This window comes from Bradyrhizobium sp. USDA 4538, from assembly GCF_024171045.1.
Classification (GTDB): Bacteria; Pseudomonadota; Alphaproteobacteria; order Rhizobiales; family Xanthobacteraceae; genus Bradyrhizobium; species Bradyrhizobium australafricanum.
The window spans coordinates 3,562,180-3,575,624 of sequence record NZ_JALJZE010000001.1; the positions used below are offsets into that span (position 1 = coordinate 3,562,180).

Here is a 13,445-nt window from a genome sequence, read left to right on the forward strand (position 1 = left end):
CTTGGCTGCGTGCACCTGCCGCAGTTTCGAGTCGAAATGATGAAACTGCGTTGCCGATCAATGCAGGCCCAGCGCCTGCGCGAGGTTGAAGGTCAGGAAGCTCGCGACATAGGCCAGCGCGAGCATGTAGATGAACGTCACCACCATCCACTTCGCGCCGCCGGTCTCGCGGCGGATCACCGCGAGCGTCGAGGCGCATTGCGGGGCGAAGATGTACCAGACCAGCAGCGACAGCGCGGTCGCCAGCGTCCATTTCTGCGCCAGCACCTGGCCGATCTGGTCCGCCGCCTCCTTGCCGCCCTCGATCGAATAGACCGTGCCGAGCGCCGCGACCGCGACCTCGCGCGCCGCCATGCCGGGGATCAGCGCCACCGCGATCTGCCAGTTGAAGCCGATCGGCCGCAGCAGCGGCTCGAGCGCATGGCCGATCATCGCGGCAAAGCTGTAATTGATCGCCGGCCCCTCGGCACCGGCCGGCGCCTGCGGGAACGAGGCCAGGAACCAGATCAGCACCATCATCGAGAGGATCGTGGTGCCGGCCCGGTACAGGAACATCTTGGCGCGGGTGAACACGCCGATCGCGATGCTCTTCAGCCGCGGCATCTTGTAGTCCGGCAATTCCAGCATGAACGGCGCCGGCGCGTGATCGCGCCACAGGAAGAATTTCGCGATCGCCGACACCGTCAGCGCGCTGGTGATGCCGGCGGCATAGAGGCCGAACATCACGAGCCCCTGCAGGTTGACGAAACCCCACAGCGTGGTCGCCGGAACGAAGGCGGAGATGATCAGCGTGTAGACCGGAATGCGCGCCGAGCAGGTCATCAGCGGCGCGATCAGGATCGTGGTCAGGCGGTCGCGGCGGTTGTCGATGACGCGCGTCGCCATGATGCCGGGAATTGCGCAGGCAAAGCTCGACAGCAGCGGAATGAAGGCGCGGCCATGCAGCCCAGCGCCGCCCATGATGCGGTCCATCAGGAACGCGGCGCGCGCCATGTAACCGAAATCTTCCAGCAGCAGGATGAACAGGAAGATGATGATGATCTGCGGCAGGAACACGATCACGCTGCCGACGCCGGAGATCACGCCGTTCTGCAGGAAGCTCTGCAACAGGCTCCAGCTTTCGGGCAGCAAATTGTGGATCAGCTGCCCGAGCGCGGCGAAGCTGTCCGACAGGAACTCCATCGCGGGCTGCGCCCAGGTGAACACCGCCTGGAACATCACGAACAGGATCACGGCCAGGATCACGAGACCCCAGACCGGATGCAGCACGACCGAATCGATCCGGTTGGTCAGCGTGTCGGGCTTGGTCGGCAGCGTCACCGCCGCCGCGATGATGCGGTCCGCCTCGCGCTGCGCCGCCTTGAGGTCGGCGATCGTCGGCGTCGCCCACTCGCTGGCCGCCGCCTCATGCGACTTGGCCAGGAATTCGTCGGTTCGCTTCAGGAGCTCGTCGATGCCGCCCTTGCGGACCGCGACCGAGGTCACGATCGGCAGGCCGAGCTCCTGCGACATCCGGTCGATGTCGATCGTGACGCCGCGGCGCTTCGCGATGTCGATCATGTTGAGCACGAGCATCATCGGCCGGCCGACCCGCTTCAGCTCGAGCACCAGCCGCAAGGTCAGCCGCAGATTGGTGGCGTCCGCGACGCAGAGCACGAGATCGGGCACCGCCTCACCGTCGAAGCGGCCGAGCACGATGTCGCGGGTGATCTCCTCGTCCGGGCTGCGGCCGCGCAACGAATAGGTGCCGGGCAGGTCGAGCACGGTCACGCTGCGGCCCTCGGGCGTGACGAAGCCGCCGGACTTGCGCTCGACCGTGACGCCCGGGTAGTTGGCGACCTTTTGACGGCTGCCGGTCAGGCTGTTGAACAGCGACGTCTTGCCGGTGTTCGGCGCGCCGACCAGCGCCAGGCGCAGGGATGCAGTGGTCATTCGACGATCACAGCCATGGCTTCGCTCCGGCGCAGCGCGATCGTGATGTTGTCGACGCGCACCGCGATCGGGTCCTTTCGGATCGTGCCTTCATGCAGGATTTCCACGCGCGCGCCCTCGACAAATCCCATCTCAACCAGGCGCTGCTCCAGCTCCTGCGGAGACAGCGATGAGCCCGTCACGAGCGCATCGAGCCTGATGATCTTTCCGACAAAACCGCGATCCGCATGTCCGAGCCGGACGTCCTGCAAATTATCCCGGGAGCTGTTTGGATCGCCTGTCATGCGGCCTGTTTTTCAGCAGGTAGTCACAGGGTCAAGCGTTTGCCCGTGAGAGGTTTTAGAACTCCTAAAAACAGCGCCCGGAAGCGCCGTCCAGGCCGATTTTCCGCTTGACTGCCGGCGAGCGGCTAACGAGGTCGTGATGCCACCGCGCCGCAGCCGCCCCGTGGGGCCCCGGACGCGAGCCGGCTGCGAATTGATCGATCCGGGTTGGCCTCCGGTAACCTTGACCGATCGCGGAATGGCGAATGAGCGTCCGCGCCGCGCCCGGCGGCGCCGTTTTGCTTCCTCCCGCGCAACGGTTTGCGTTATGGTCCGCGCGGAGCCGGAGCGCCCGTGCAGACCGCACAACGCAATTCGCTGAGACTGCTGCAATGGATGATGGCCGCCGCGCTGGCCCTTCCGCTGGCGCTGTTCGTTTTTGCCTCCGCAATGTCCTGGATCTCGATCAGCGAGGCCGCCGACCGGGAGATCCAGCGCACGCTCGATGTCGCCCATGAGCATGCGCTGAAGGTGTTCGAGACCATCGATCGGGGCCTCGCCGAGGTCACCGAGGTCGTCCGCGGCATGGGCGATGCCGATATCGGCGCGCGCGAGAAGAGCCTGCATGAGCGGCTGCGGCAGGTCGCCATGGCGCTTCCCCAGGTGAAATCGGTCTGGGTGTTCGATGCCAACGGCCGTGCCCTCGTCAACAGCCTGGTGCAGCCGGCCCCCGACGTCGACTTCTCGGACCGGGATTACTTCCGGATCCATGCCCAGGGCGACATCGGCACCTATATCGGCGAGGTGCTGACGCCGCGGCCGCCCTATCAGGGCTCGCGGTTCTTCAGCGTCGGCCGGCGCCGCAACGGCGACGACGGCAGCTTTGCCGGCGTGATCCAGGCCTCCGTGCTTCCGGAATATTTCGAGAATTTCTACGCCAGGATCGGCCGCGAGCCGGGCAGCTTCCTGGCGCTGATCCGGACCGACGGCGCCGTGCTGGCGCATTTCCCTGCCGTTGGCCACGATGTCCGGTTCGAGCCGAGCGGCCCGCTCGGGCGGCAGATCGTCGCCAATCCCGAGGCCGGGACGATGACGATCCGATCCCCAGCCGACGGCATCGAGCGGCGCATGCGCTATCAGCGGCTGGCGGAATACCCGGTCTATGTCAGTGCCGGCCTTGAAACCTCGGCGATCCAGTCGCGCTGGATGTCGACCATGGCCCAGCACCTGATCTTCGGGATCCCGGCCACCGCCCTGCTGTTCGGCCTGCTCGCACTCGCCTTCCGACGAACCCAGCGCCTGCAGGAGGAGGCCAACCGGCGCATCGAGGCCGAGGAGGCGTTGCGGCACGGCCAGCGGCTCGAGGCACTCGGGCAGCTCACCGGCGGCGTCGCGCACGACTTCAACAACCTGCTCACCGTGATCCGCGCGTCGGTCGACATGTTGCGGCGGCCGGACCTGCCGGAGCCGCGGCGGCAGCGCTACATCGATGCGATCTCCAACACCGTGAACCGTGCGGCCAAGCTGACCAACCAGCTGCTTGCATTCGCGCGGCGGCAAACCCTCAAGCCCGAGGTGTTCGACGCCTGCCAGAATGTCCGCACCCTGAGCGAGATGATCGCAACCCTGATCGGCGCGCGCATCGAGATCACAGCGCAGGTGCCGGACGAGACCTGTCTCGTCAACGCCGATGCCGGCCAGTTCGAGACCGCCATCATCAACATGGCAGTGAACGCGCGCGACGCCATGGACGGCGTCGGCCGGCTCACGATCGCTGTCCGCGCCGTGGACAGACTGCCGTCCGCGACCAGCACGCCGCCGAACTCGCCCGGCCATGTCGCGGTGTCGGTGATCGACACCGGCGTCGGAATTCCGCAGGAGCTGTTCGGCCGCATCTTCGAGCCGTTTTACACCACCAAGGAGGTCGGTCACGGCACCGGCCTCGGCCTGTCGCAGGTGTTCGGCTTCGCCAAGCAGTCCGGCGGCGAGGTGACCGTCACCAGCGAGATCGGCAAGGGTGCGACATTCACGCTGTATCTGCCACGCGTCGTCGGCGGGCATGGCGCGCGAGCGCCGCGCACCGACGACGCGCCCTCGGTCGATCGGACCGGCGCATCGGTCCTGATCGTCGAGGACAATGCCGAGGTCGGAAAGTTTGCCGCCGACACGCTGACCCAGCTCGGCTGCAGCTGCGTGCTGGTGGACAACGCCACCCACGCGCTGGAGGAACTCGCCGTCGACGCCGACCGGTTCGACCTGGTGTTCACCGATGTCGTGATGCCTGGCATGAGCGGCATCGAGCTTGCGGAAGAGATCCGCCGGCAGCGCCTCGATCTTCCGATCGTGCTCGCCTCCGGTTACAGCCAGGTGCTGTCGCAGCAGGGCAGCGGCGGCTTCGAGCTGCTGCAGAAGCCCTATTCGGCCGAGCAGCTCGCGCGCGTGCTGCACAAAGCAACGCGCTCGCGCCGGCTGAAGCGCGATCAGGCGCCGGCGGGGTGAGGTAGTTGCGCGGCACATCTCAAGCACGCTGTCGTCCTGGCGAAAGCAGGGAGCCATACGCCGCGGCGGATGTTGTGGCGGGGACTCGTCGTTGCAATCCGCGCGACTGACCGCCGGTCCCAGTGCGGAACCGGGTAATTTGCCTGGCGTTATCGTGCCATGGGCAAAGCTGAGGCAAAATCCAAATCGTCGGACGGGCCGTCGTCGGCCAGGACTGCATCGTCCCGGAAAGCGAGCGCAAAGGCGGCCGGTCAAGAGCGCAAGGATCCCGCGCCAAGCGAAGGGGATGAGAAGTCGGAATTCGTCGAGGTGATTGCCGAAGGCGGCGAGGATGTCGAACCGCCGCCGCCGGAAATCGTCGAACCCGATCCCGAATTGTCGGCCGAAGAGGCCGAACAGGCGCGCAAGGACTATTTGCTGACGCGGTTCTGGATCAGCGCGCGCGGCTATTGGGGCCGGAGCGGCGACCGGCTGGCGTGGCTGTTCACGATCGGCCTGCTGCTGCTGATCGTCGCCAATGTCGCCGTTCAGTACGGCATCAATGTCTGGAATCGCTCGATCTTCGATGCGATCGAAAAGCGCGACGCGGCCAGTGTCTTCCACCTGACGGCCATCTTCTTTCCGCTGGCGATCGGCAGCGTGCTGCTGGGGGTCGCGCAGGTGTTCGGCCGCATGGGCATCCAGCGGCGCTGGCGCGCCTGGCTGACCAACGCCGTCGTCTCGCGCTGGCTGACGAACGGCCGCTACTACCAGCTCAACCTCGTCGACGGCGATCACAAGAATCCGGAGTACCGGATCGCGGAGGATCTGCGGATCGCGACGGATTCTCCGGTCGACTTCGTCGCCGGCGTGACGTCGGCGCTGCTCTCGGCCGTCACTTTCATCGTCGTGCTCTGGACCATCGGCGGCGCGCTGACGGTGACGCTCGGCGGCTCGTCGATCAGCATCCCGGGCTTCCTGGTCATTGCCGCCATCATCTATGCGGCGATCGCGTCGGGCTCGATCACGGCGATCGGCCGCAGCTTCGCGCAGATCTCCGAGGACAAGAACCAGGCGGAAGCGGAATTCCGCTACATCCTGACCCGCGTACGCGAGAATGGCGAAAGCATCGCGCTGCTCGGCGGCGAAACCGAGGAGCGCGACGGCATCGACAAGACGTTCTCGAACGTGTTGCGGCAATGGGCGCGGCTCGCCGGGCAACACATGCGCACGACGCTGGTGTCGCAGGGATCGAATCTCATTGCGCCGGTGGTACCCTTGCTGCTGTGTGCGCCAAAATTCCTCGACGGCAGCATGTCGCTCGGTCAGGTGATGCAGGCGGCCTCGGCCTTCACCATCGTGCAGACCGCGTTCGGCTGGCTGGTCGACAACTATCCGCGGCTCGCCGACTGGAACGCCTGCGCACGGCGCATCGCCTCGCTGATGATGTCGCTTGACGGGCTCGAACGCGCCGAGACCGGCGACGGCTTCGGCCGCATCGAGCGCGGCGAGACCGAGGGCGAGGCCATGCTGAGCCTCAACGACCTTTCCGTCACGCTGGACGACGGCACCGCCGTGGTCGGCGAGACCGAAGTGGTGATCGAACCGGGGGAGCGGCTATTGGTCGCCGGCGAATCCGGCACCGGCAAGAGCACGCTGGTGCGCGCCATCGCCGGCCTGTGGCCGTGGGGCGGCGGCAGTGTCGGCCTGCACGCGGACCGCCGCCTGTTCATGCTGCCGCAAAAGCCCTACGTGCCCTCGGGCACGCTGCGGCGCGCGGTGGCCTATCCCGGCGCGGCGGAGGATTGGAGCGTCGATGAGATCAGCGATGCCCTGCACAAGGTCGGCCTCGACCATCTCAAGGACAAGATCGAGGAGGACGCGCCGTGGGACCAGACCCTGTCCGGCGGCGAGAAGCAGCGGCTCGCCTTTGCCCGACTGCTGCTGCACACCCCCGACATCGTCGTGCTCGACGAGGCGACGTCCGCGCTCGACGAGAAGAGCCAGGACAAGATGATGGAGACGGTGACGACGGAACTGCCGAAGGCGACCATCGTCAGCGTCGCCCACCGCGTCGAGCTCGAAGCGTTCCATAGCCGCAAGATCGTGCTGGAGCGCCGCAAGGGCGGCGCCAAACTGGTCAGCGACGTCGATCTGATCCCGCGCAAGGGTAAGCGAAGGCTGCTCGGCCGCTTCCTGCGGCAACGGCAGGCAGCGGGCAAGGCGGCGTAACGGGCGTTGGCGCTGCCGGCAAAACCGGCTATGCATGCCGCGCTTTTGACGAGGCCATGCGTGATCCCGAGCAACGACATATCGCCGGCGCCGTTCGGCGCCTTCGCGCCCAATGCGGCGCAGGCCGCCATCATCCGCCTGGCGCATGGCTCAGGATTGAAGCGCGGCGCATTCCGGCCCTGGCTGTCGAAACTGGTCAATCTGTTCGGCGCGGGTCCGCTCGACGTGACCTATCAGGGCGCATCGTTCCGATTCTATCATCAGCAAAGCGCGACCGAGCGCGGCGCGCTGTTCAATCCCGATTACAACCTTGAAGAACTCGCCTTCCTGCGGGCGCATGTCGGCGCGGATGGCACCTTCGTCGATCTCGGCGCCAATGTCGGCACCTATGCGCTGGCGCTGGCGCGCGATGTCGGGCCCGGTGGCAGGGTGATCGCGATCGAGCCGCATCCGGTGACGCATGCGCGGCTCAAGTTCAACACCCAGGCCTCCGGCTTTCCGCAGGTGCGCCTGGTTGCGGCGGCTGCCGGCCCGACCGATGGCGAACTGATGATCGAGACCGACGGCGACAATCTCGGCGCCAGCCACATCGTCACCGGCACGCCGACGGGCAAGGCGTTCAAAGTGCCGTCGCTGCGGCTGCAACGCATCCTCGACGAGGCCGGAGTGAGCAAGGTCGACGCGCTCAAGATCGACGTCGAGGGTTTCGAGGACCGCGTGCTGATCGGCTTCTTCCGCGACGCGCCGCAGTCACTGTGGCCGCGCGCGGTGGTGATCGAGCATCTGTCGAAGGACGAATGGACCGACGACTGCATTGCGGACATGCATGCGCGCGGTTACGTCGAGCAGGGCCGGACGCGCAGCAACACGCTGCTGGTACGGAGTTGACAGCCCTGTCTTCTCCTTCCCCCTGAAAGGGGGAAGGTCGGGATGGGGGTCAGCCGCAGGAACGGTGCCTGCGAAGAGAGCAGATTCCCACCCGCTTTGCTCTCGCGAGCAAAGCGACCTCCCCTTTGCAAGGGGAGGTGACACGAGAACGCGGATGCAAGTGCATCACAACAAGGGAGGCTCGCGATGATCGACCATATCGGCTTTTCTGTCTCCGACTATCAACGCGCGAAGGCTTTCTACCAGACGGCGCTGGCGCCGCTCGGCTACGGCCTGATCATGGAAGTGCCCGCAGAGGTGACCGGGCACGCGCCCGCCGCGGGCTTCGGCGCCGAGGGCAAGCCGGACTTCTGGATCGGCGGCGAAGGCGCGATGAACAAGCCGGTGCATATCGCCATCACGGCCAGGGACCGCGCTACCGTCGACGCCTTCTACAAGGCCGCGATGGCGGCCGGCGGCCGTGACAACGGCGCGCCCGGCATTCGCGCGCATTACCATCCGAACTATTACGGCGCATTCGTGCTCGATCCCGACGGCCACAATATCGAGGCGGTCTGCCACACGCCCGGGTGAAACATCGGAACGCCGCGGCGCGCGATCCGTTGTCGCTGCGAACTTCGATGGAGCGATCAATGCGCGCGACGCGATCTGGCATCGGCAACCGCCGCGGGGCCTCGATATGATGCCGATCGAGCCTCCCGAGATTCCGCCGACGACGCCGGGCACACCGAGCGAACCGCCGCCGGGAATTCCGCCCGGCAGTCCGCGCCCCGAGATTCCGGAGCCGGTGCGCGAACCCGGCGAGCCGCCGCGACCGGACGAGTTGCCCGGCAAGACACCTGACGAATCACCGGTGCGTGGACCGCCTGGACCGTCCGGCCCGCCGCCTGCGACAGATCGACTCGCCGCCGGTGAGTCGCCCTTGCGCCCAAGTTCCACGTCGATCGCAAATGTGTCGGCGCGTTTCTTCTGAACGCGCGGTGAACAACCACACATGCAACCCGTTATAATGTCGAAATAAACTTCGCCGATGATTCGTGGCTCGCCACAATCCGGCCTAACGGCTGGCGGTTCATCGTCCTGCCGAATTGTTCGGTTCTCACTTTGCTTTCCTGCCCAGACTTTCCGCCGGGGACTCCTAGACAATGACAAAGCTTCGTCTCGTGCTGCTTGCCACGACTGCGCTGACGGTGATGCAATTCGCCACCTCAGCGTCGCACGCCCAAACTTCGCCTCTGGTCGTCGCACAGGCGCAGCAGAAGGAAGAAACCGGACCTGACGGAAAGCCGAAGGCGCGGCCAGCGCCGGGCGCGCCGGGTGCTCCTGCACGTCCCGCACCGCCGGCCGCAGCACCGCATCCGCAGGCGCCACCTCCCGCCGCGGCACCCGCACATCCTGCTCCGCCGCCGGCCGCAGCGCCCGCGAAGCCGACCCCGCCTGCAGCCCCTGCCCGGCCCGAGCCGCCCGCAGCTGCACCGGCAAAGCCGACGCCGCCTCCGGCAGCCGCACCGCATCCGGCACCGCCGCCGGCTCCCGCACGGCCCGAGCCGCCTGCCGCGCGCCCGACGACGCCTCCGCCGTCGGCTGCTCCCGCACATCCCACACCGCCGCCGCCCGCGGCCGCACCCGCGAAGCCATCGCCGTCACCGGCACGGCCGGAGCCGCCCGCAGCAGCGCCTGCGAAGCCGACCCCGCCGGCGGCCGCCCCCGCACATCCGACGCCGACGCCACCGCCGCCGGCCGCAGCACCGCAGCGACCCGGCACGCCGCCGCCCGGCGCAGGACCCGCGCACACGCCGCCGACGCCGGCGCCCGGCGCCACGCCGAATGCCGCGCCCGCAGCACGTCCCGGCACCCCGCCCACGGCGGCAACGCCGACTCCGACGCCCGCAACGCCGGGAGCTCCGACAACGGCGCCGGCCGAACGCCGCCCCGGCGATCGTCCGGGTGGCGAACGCGGTGAACGTCCTGGCGGCGCCAAGCAACCGCCCGGCACGCCGCCCGCGGCGACGTCAACGCCCACGCCTTCGGCAACGACAACGCCTCCGGCAGCAGGGGCACGACCGGGCACGCCGCCCGCCGCGACAGCTCCCGGCGCGACACCGACGCCGACGCCTCCGGCAGCCGGCGCACAGCCCGCGCGTCCAGGTACCCCGCCTGCCGCAACAACGCCTCCGGCACCCGGCGCGACGCCGACGCCACCGGCGCCAGGTCAGCAGGGACGTCCGGCGACACCGCCCGGAACGCCGGCGACCCCGGGCGCGGCAATGGGCGCGCCCGGCGCGACCCCGGCTCCGGGTCAGCCGGCAGCACGTCCGGGCGTCGCGCCCGGCGTATCGCCAGCCCAGGGAGCAGCTATGGGCGCGCCGGCACCGTCGGTCGTCCCCGGCTCGGCCGCCGCAACGCCGCCGCCCGGCCGCGCGCAATATGCGCCGCCGACGGTTGCGCCCGCCTTCCGCGCCGCGCCTGCCGTCGCAGCGCCGCTGCCGCCGCCACCGCGCCATGACAACATCAAGCCGCTCGCGATCGGTGCCGCCGTCGGTGCCGGCGTGGTCGCCGGCGCCATCATCGGCGGCAGCATCGCCGACCTGCACAGCCAGCGGCAGGAGGTCGTCGAGGGCGGCCGCACCATCTACACCGAGCCGGACCGCGTCATCATCCGCGATCCGGGCGGCCAGGCCTATGTCCGCGGCGACGACGTCTATCGTTTCCGCTATGGCGCGCGCGATATCCGCACCGAGACGATCGGCGGCGAAACCCGCACCGTGGTGGTTCGTCCCGACGGCAGCGAGATCATCACGGTGGTCGGCTCCGACGGCCAGATGTTGCGCCGAATCCGCAGGGATACTGGCGGCCGCGAGGTCGTCATCATCGACAACAGCTATCGCGATCCGCGGGCGGTCGGCGGCTTCTATGTCGACGCGCCACCGCCGGTGGTCAACATTCCCTACGATCGCTACATCGTCGATGCTCAGGACGCGTCGCCCGACGTGATCTACGAGACCATGGAGGCACCGCCGGTGCAGCGGATCGATCGGCGCTACTCGCTCGACGAGATCCGCTACAGCCCCAATGTCCGCATGCAGATGCCGAGCATCGACGTCAACACGATCAACTTCGACTCCGGATCGTGGACCATCCCGCCGGATCAGGCGGCGAGGCTGCAGGTGATCGCCGACGGCCTCAACCGAGCTATCCAGCGCAACCCGCGCGAGGTGTTCCTGATCGAGGGCCACACGGATGCGACCGGCAACGACACCGACAATCTGTCGCTGTCGGACCGCCGTGCGCAATCCGCCGCCGAGCTCTTGACGCAGCAGTTCGGTGTGCCGGCTGAGAACCTGACCTCGCAGGGCTATGGCTCTCAATATCCGAAGGAGCAGACCGACGGACCGAGCCGCATCAACCGGCGCGTCACCGTCCGCCGCATCACCCCGCTGCTCAACGGCGGCACCGCCTCGGCCGCGCCGCCGCGCTGAGCCGGCGCGACATCACGATACGAAATGGCCGGGAGCGATCCCGGCCATTTTTGTTTGTTCTCCTTCCCCCAGAAAGGGGGAAGGTCGGGATGGGGCTCAGCCGCAGGTGACGGTGGCTGCGGAGAGAGCAGATCCCCACCCGCTTTGCTCTCGCGAGCAAAGCGACCTCCCCTTTTCAAGGGGAGGTCGGAGAAGCCTCGCCGCTCACACCAACCCTCCAACAGCAAACTTTGCTCATCTCGACCCCCGCAAGCGGGAGGGGTACAGCGGGCATGCCTCGTCTCAATCTCATCATGCGTTACTTGCCCGCGCCCAGTCCCAGCGCCTCGACCATCACGCGGAACACTTCGGTGTTGTCCATCGAGCCGTGGACGCGCTCGCTGCCCGGGCCCGTCGCGGTGAGAATGACGTCCTCGCCGGAATGCACGCTGGCGCCGATCATCGCCGGCAGATTGCCGAAGCGCAGCACGACGCCGGGGACATCCTTGTACTTGTCATTGGCCTTGAACGTGTCGGGCTGGTCGCCCTTCACGGTCGGCTCGTTCGGATCGTCGAGTTTCGGGCGGAACGTCTCGTAGTGATCCGGCAGGCTGGCGGAGAAGATTGCAAGCCGCCGGCTGACATCGACGCGTGACGGATAACCTTCGGCGTCCGGCGCCGGATAATTCGGGAACCCGGCTTTCTCGTAGACACCGACGCGCTCGCGCAGCGGCACGTTGGGTGTCGCCGCCATGTCGTCATTGATGGTGCCGACCAGGCTGTTCGGATGGTTGTGATCGGCCACGACCAGGATCAGCGTGTCGTCGTTGCGCGCTTTCGCCCAGTCCTTTGCCAGCCGCACCGCATTGTCGAGCATGATGGTGTCGTAGACCGCGCGCTCCATGTCGAGCAGATGGGCGTATTTGTCGATTAGGCCGGACTCGACCATCAGGAAGAAACCGGCCTCGTGTTTCGACAGCACCGTGAGCGCGGCCTGAATCTGCTCGGTCAGGTCCGGCTGCTCGGGGAATTTCCTGACGCCGCCGCCCCTCAGGAACTTGCGGTCGAGCGCGCCGTCCATGTTGCCGGCGGCGAACAGGCCGAGCAGTTGGCGGGTGTCCGGTTTGGCCGCGAGCGTGGCGAGTTCGCCTGCGGTCGTCGCGACCGGATAGCCGGCGTCGCGGAAGCGCGCGAGATAGTCGACATCGTCCTTGCGTTTCGATCCGGACGCGGATTGCGGCAGGAAGTTCGCGGAGCCGCCGCCCATCAGCACGTCGGGCTTCGCGTCGAAATATTGCGCGACGATCGCGTCATAGGCGGCGCGGCGGCGGGTATGCGCAACCATCGCCGCCGGGGTCGCGTCCTCGACCTCGGTGTTGGTGACGATGCCGACGGCGAGGCCCGCCCGGCGCTTGGCAAGACTCGCGATGGTCTCGACCCTCGGATCGTCAAGCGGATCGGGCGTGCGATCGGCGTAGACGCCGAGCGCATTGACCGCGGCCTTGTGGCCGGTGGCGTAGGCGCTCGCGGCATTCGCCGAATCGGTGATGATCGAGTCCGAGCCGGCGGTCGCGACCAGCGCCATATGCGGCATGTCGTCGATCGCGAGCTTGCCGCGGCCCTTGCCCTCCGCGATTCCCTTGGAGAGGATTCGCGCGGCGACGCGATGCGACGGCGACATCCCGTCGCCGATGAACAGGATCACGTTCCTGGCCTTTCGCGCCTTGGTGTCGTAGACGGTCCAGGTCACCTTCCGGCTCTGCGTGCCGTCACTGACTTCGACGGCGACCTGCCCGGGCTTGACGAGCGAGACATCGCGCAGCACCAACGCCGACTGCTCCCGGCCGGCCTCGTGCGCGGTGAATGTGCCGCCCTGGCCGAACACCGCGGCATAGTCCGCGCCGTTCAGCGTGACCTTGAGCTTTGCTTGATCGACCACCCCCGGAAGCTCGACCTTGAAGTCGAATTTGGCGCCGACGAGGATATCGGCGCGATCGATCGGATAGATCGTCTGGGCGAACGCCGGCGCTGCCGACAACGCCAGCGTGACGGCCATACCGGCAACTTGCTTGATCATGATCGATGCTCCGCTCTCGCGCATCATGCGCATCATGCGCATCGGAGCGGAGGCTAGTTGCGGCGGATGACGGCGCAATGAGGCGCGCCGGGGCGTATTGCCGCAAGGCCGGCGTGA

At 67.5% G+C, this 13,445-nt stretch carries 10 protein-coding genes; 6 read left to right on the plus strand and 4 right to left on the minus strand.

Annotated features, from left to right (window positions below; genetic code table 11):
• Positions 1–57: 57 nt before the first annotated feature.
• The gene (locus tag J2R78_RS15980; protein ID WP_253605538.1) at positions 58–1,932 is read right to left on the minus strand and encodes a ferrous iron transporter B; all 1,875 of its coding nucleotides are present in this window, start codon (positions 1,930–1,932) and stop codon (positions 58–60) included.
• Positions 1,929–2,216: a FeoA family protein gene (locus tag J2R78_RS15985; protein ID WP_026192088.1), complete on the minus strand. Its 288-nt coding sequence runs from the start codon at positions 2,214–2,216 to the stop codon at positions 1,929–1,931. The genes J2R78_RS15980 and J2R78_RS15985 overlap by 4 nt, the downstream gene beginning before the upstream one ends.
• A gap of 333 nt (positions 2,217–2,549) precedes the next feature.
• On the opposite strand from J2R78_RS15985, the gene J2R78_RS15990 reads away from it, so the two are divergent.
• From J2R78_RS15990 to J2R78_RS16010, 5 genes are all read left to right on the plus strand, one after another.
• Entirely contained in the window at positions 2,550–4,694 is a 2,145-nt protein-coding gene (locus J2R78_RS15990) for a hybrid sensor histidine kinase/response regulator (RefSeq protein ID WP_253605544.1), read from the plus strand.
• A 159-nt stretch (positions 4,695–4,853) separates the two neighbouring features.
• Positions 4,854–6,905: an ABC transporter ATP-binding protein/permease gene (locus J2R78_RS15995; RefSeq protein WP_253605546.1), complete on the plus strand. Its 2,052-nt coding sequence runs from the start codon at positions 4,854–4,856 to the stop codon at positions 6,903–6,905.
• Positions 6,906–6,935: 30 nt separating this feature from the next.
• Positions 6,936–7,793: an FkbM family methyltransferase gene (locus J2R78_RS16000; RefSeq protein WP_253605548.1), complete on the plus strand. Its 858-nt coding sequence runs from the start codon at positions 6,936–6,938 to the stop codon at positions 7,791–7,793.
• Positions 7,794–7,979: 186 nt separating this feature from the next.
• On the plus strand, positions 7,980–8,366 hold the full coding sequence (locus J2R78_RS16005) for a VOC family protein (RefSeq protein ID WP_253605550.1): 387 nt from the start codon (positions 7,980–7,982) through the stop codon (positions 8,364–8,366).
• Between the two features lie 109 nt (positions 8,367–8,475).
• Positions 8,476–8,766: a hypothetical protein gene (locus J2R78_RS16010; RefSeq protein ID WP_233475705.1), complete on the plus strand. Its 291-nt coding sequence runs from the start codon at positions 8,476–8,478 to the stop codon at positions 8,764–8,766.
• A 165-nt stretch (positions 8,767–8,931) separates the two neighbouring features.
• On the opposite strand, the gene J2R78_RS45380 is transcribed toward J2R78_RS16010, so the two are convergent.
• Entirely contained in the window at positions 8,932–9,657 is a 726-nt protein-coding gene (locus J2R78_RS45380) for a hypothetical protein (protein ID WP_375167042.1), read from the minus strand.
• A gap of 493 nt (positions 9,658–10,150) precedes the next feature.
• Here J2R78_RS45380 and J2R78_RS45385 point away from each other — a divergent pair, with 493 nt between their 5' ends.
• Positions 10,151–11,272, plus strand: coding sequence for an OmpA family protein (locus tag J2R78_RS45385; protein ID WP_375167043.1), 1,122 nt, complete (start codon positions 10,151–10,153; stop codon positions 11,270–11,272).
• Positions 11,273–11,570: 298 nt separating this feature from the next.
• On the opposite strand, the gene J2R78_RS16020 is transcribed toward J2R78_RS45385, so the two are convergent.
• The gene (locus J2R78_RS16020) at positions 11,571–13,328 is read right to left on the minus strand and encodes an alkaline phosphatase (protein ID WP_253605554.1); all 1,758 of its coding nucleotides are present in this window, start codon (positions 13,326–13,328) and stop codon (positions 11,571–11,573) included.
• Between the last annotated feature and the right edge of the window lie 117 nt (positions 13,329–13,445).

What these genes read in the sequence shown, in the direction of transcription:
- J2R78_RS16000 (WP_253605548.1), top strand. Translation starts at nt 6,936, where the DNA reads ATGCATGCCGCGCTTTTGACGAGGCCATGCGTGATCCCGAGCAACGAC.
- J2R78_RS16020 (WP_253605554.1), bottom strand. Translation starts at nt 13,328, where the DNA reads ATGATCAAGCAAGTTGCCGGTATGGCCGTCACGCTGGCGTTGTCGGCA.
- J2R78_RS16005 (WP_253605550.1), top strand. Translation starts at nt 7,980, where the DNA reads ATGATCGACCATATCGGCTTTTCTGTCTCCGACTATCAACGCGCGAAG.
- J2R78_RS16010 (WP_233475705.1), top strand. Translation starts at nt 8,476, where the DNA reads ATGCCGATCGAGCCTCCCGAGATTCCGCCGACGACGCCGGGCACACCG.
- J2R78_RS15995 (WP_253605546.1), top strand. Translation starts at nt 4,854, where the DNA reads ATGGGCAAAGCTGAGGCAAAATCCAAATCGTCGGACGGGCCGTCGTCG.
- J2R78_RS15980 (WP_253605538.1), bottom strand. Translation starts at nt 1,932, where the DNA reads ATGACCACTGCATCCCTGCGCCTGGCGCTGGTCGGCGCGCCGAACACC.
- J2R78_RS15985 (WP_026192088.1), bottom strand. Translation starts at nt 2,216, where the DNA reads ATGACAGGCGATCCAAACAGCTCCCGGGATAATTTGCAGGACGTCCGG.
- J2R78_RS45385 (WP_375167043.1), top strand. Translation starts at nt 10,151, where the DNA reads ATGGGCGCGCCGGCACCGTCGGTCGTCCCCGGCTCGGCCGCCGCAACG.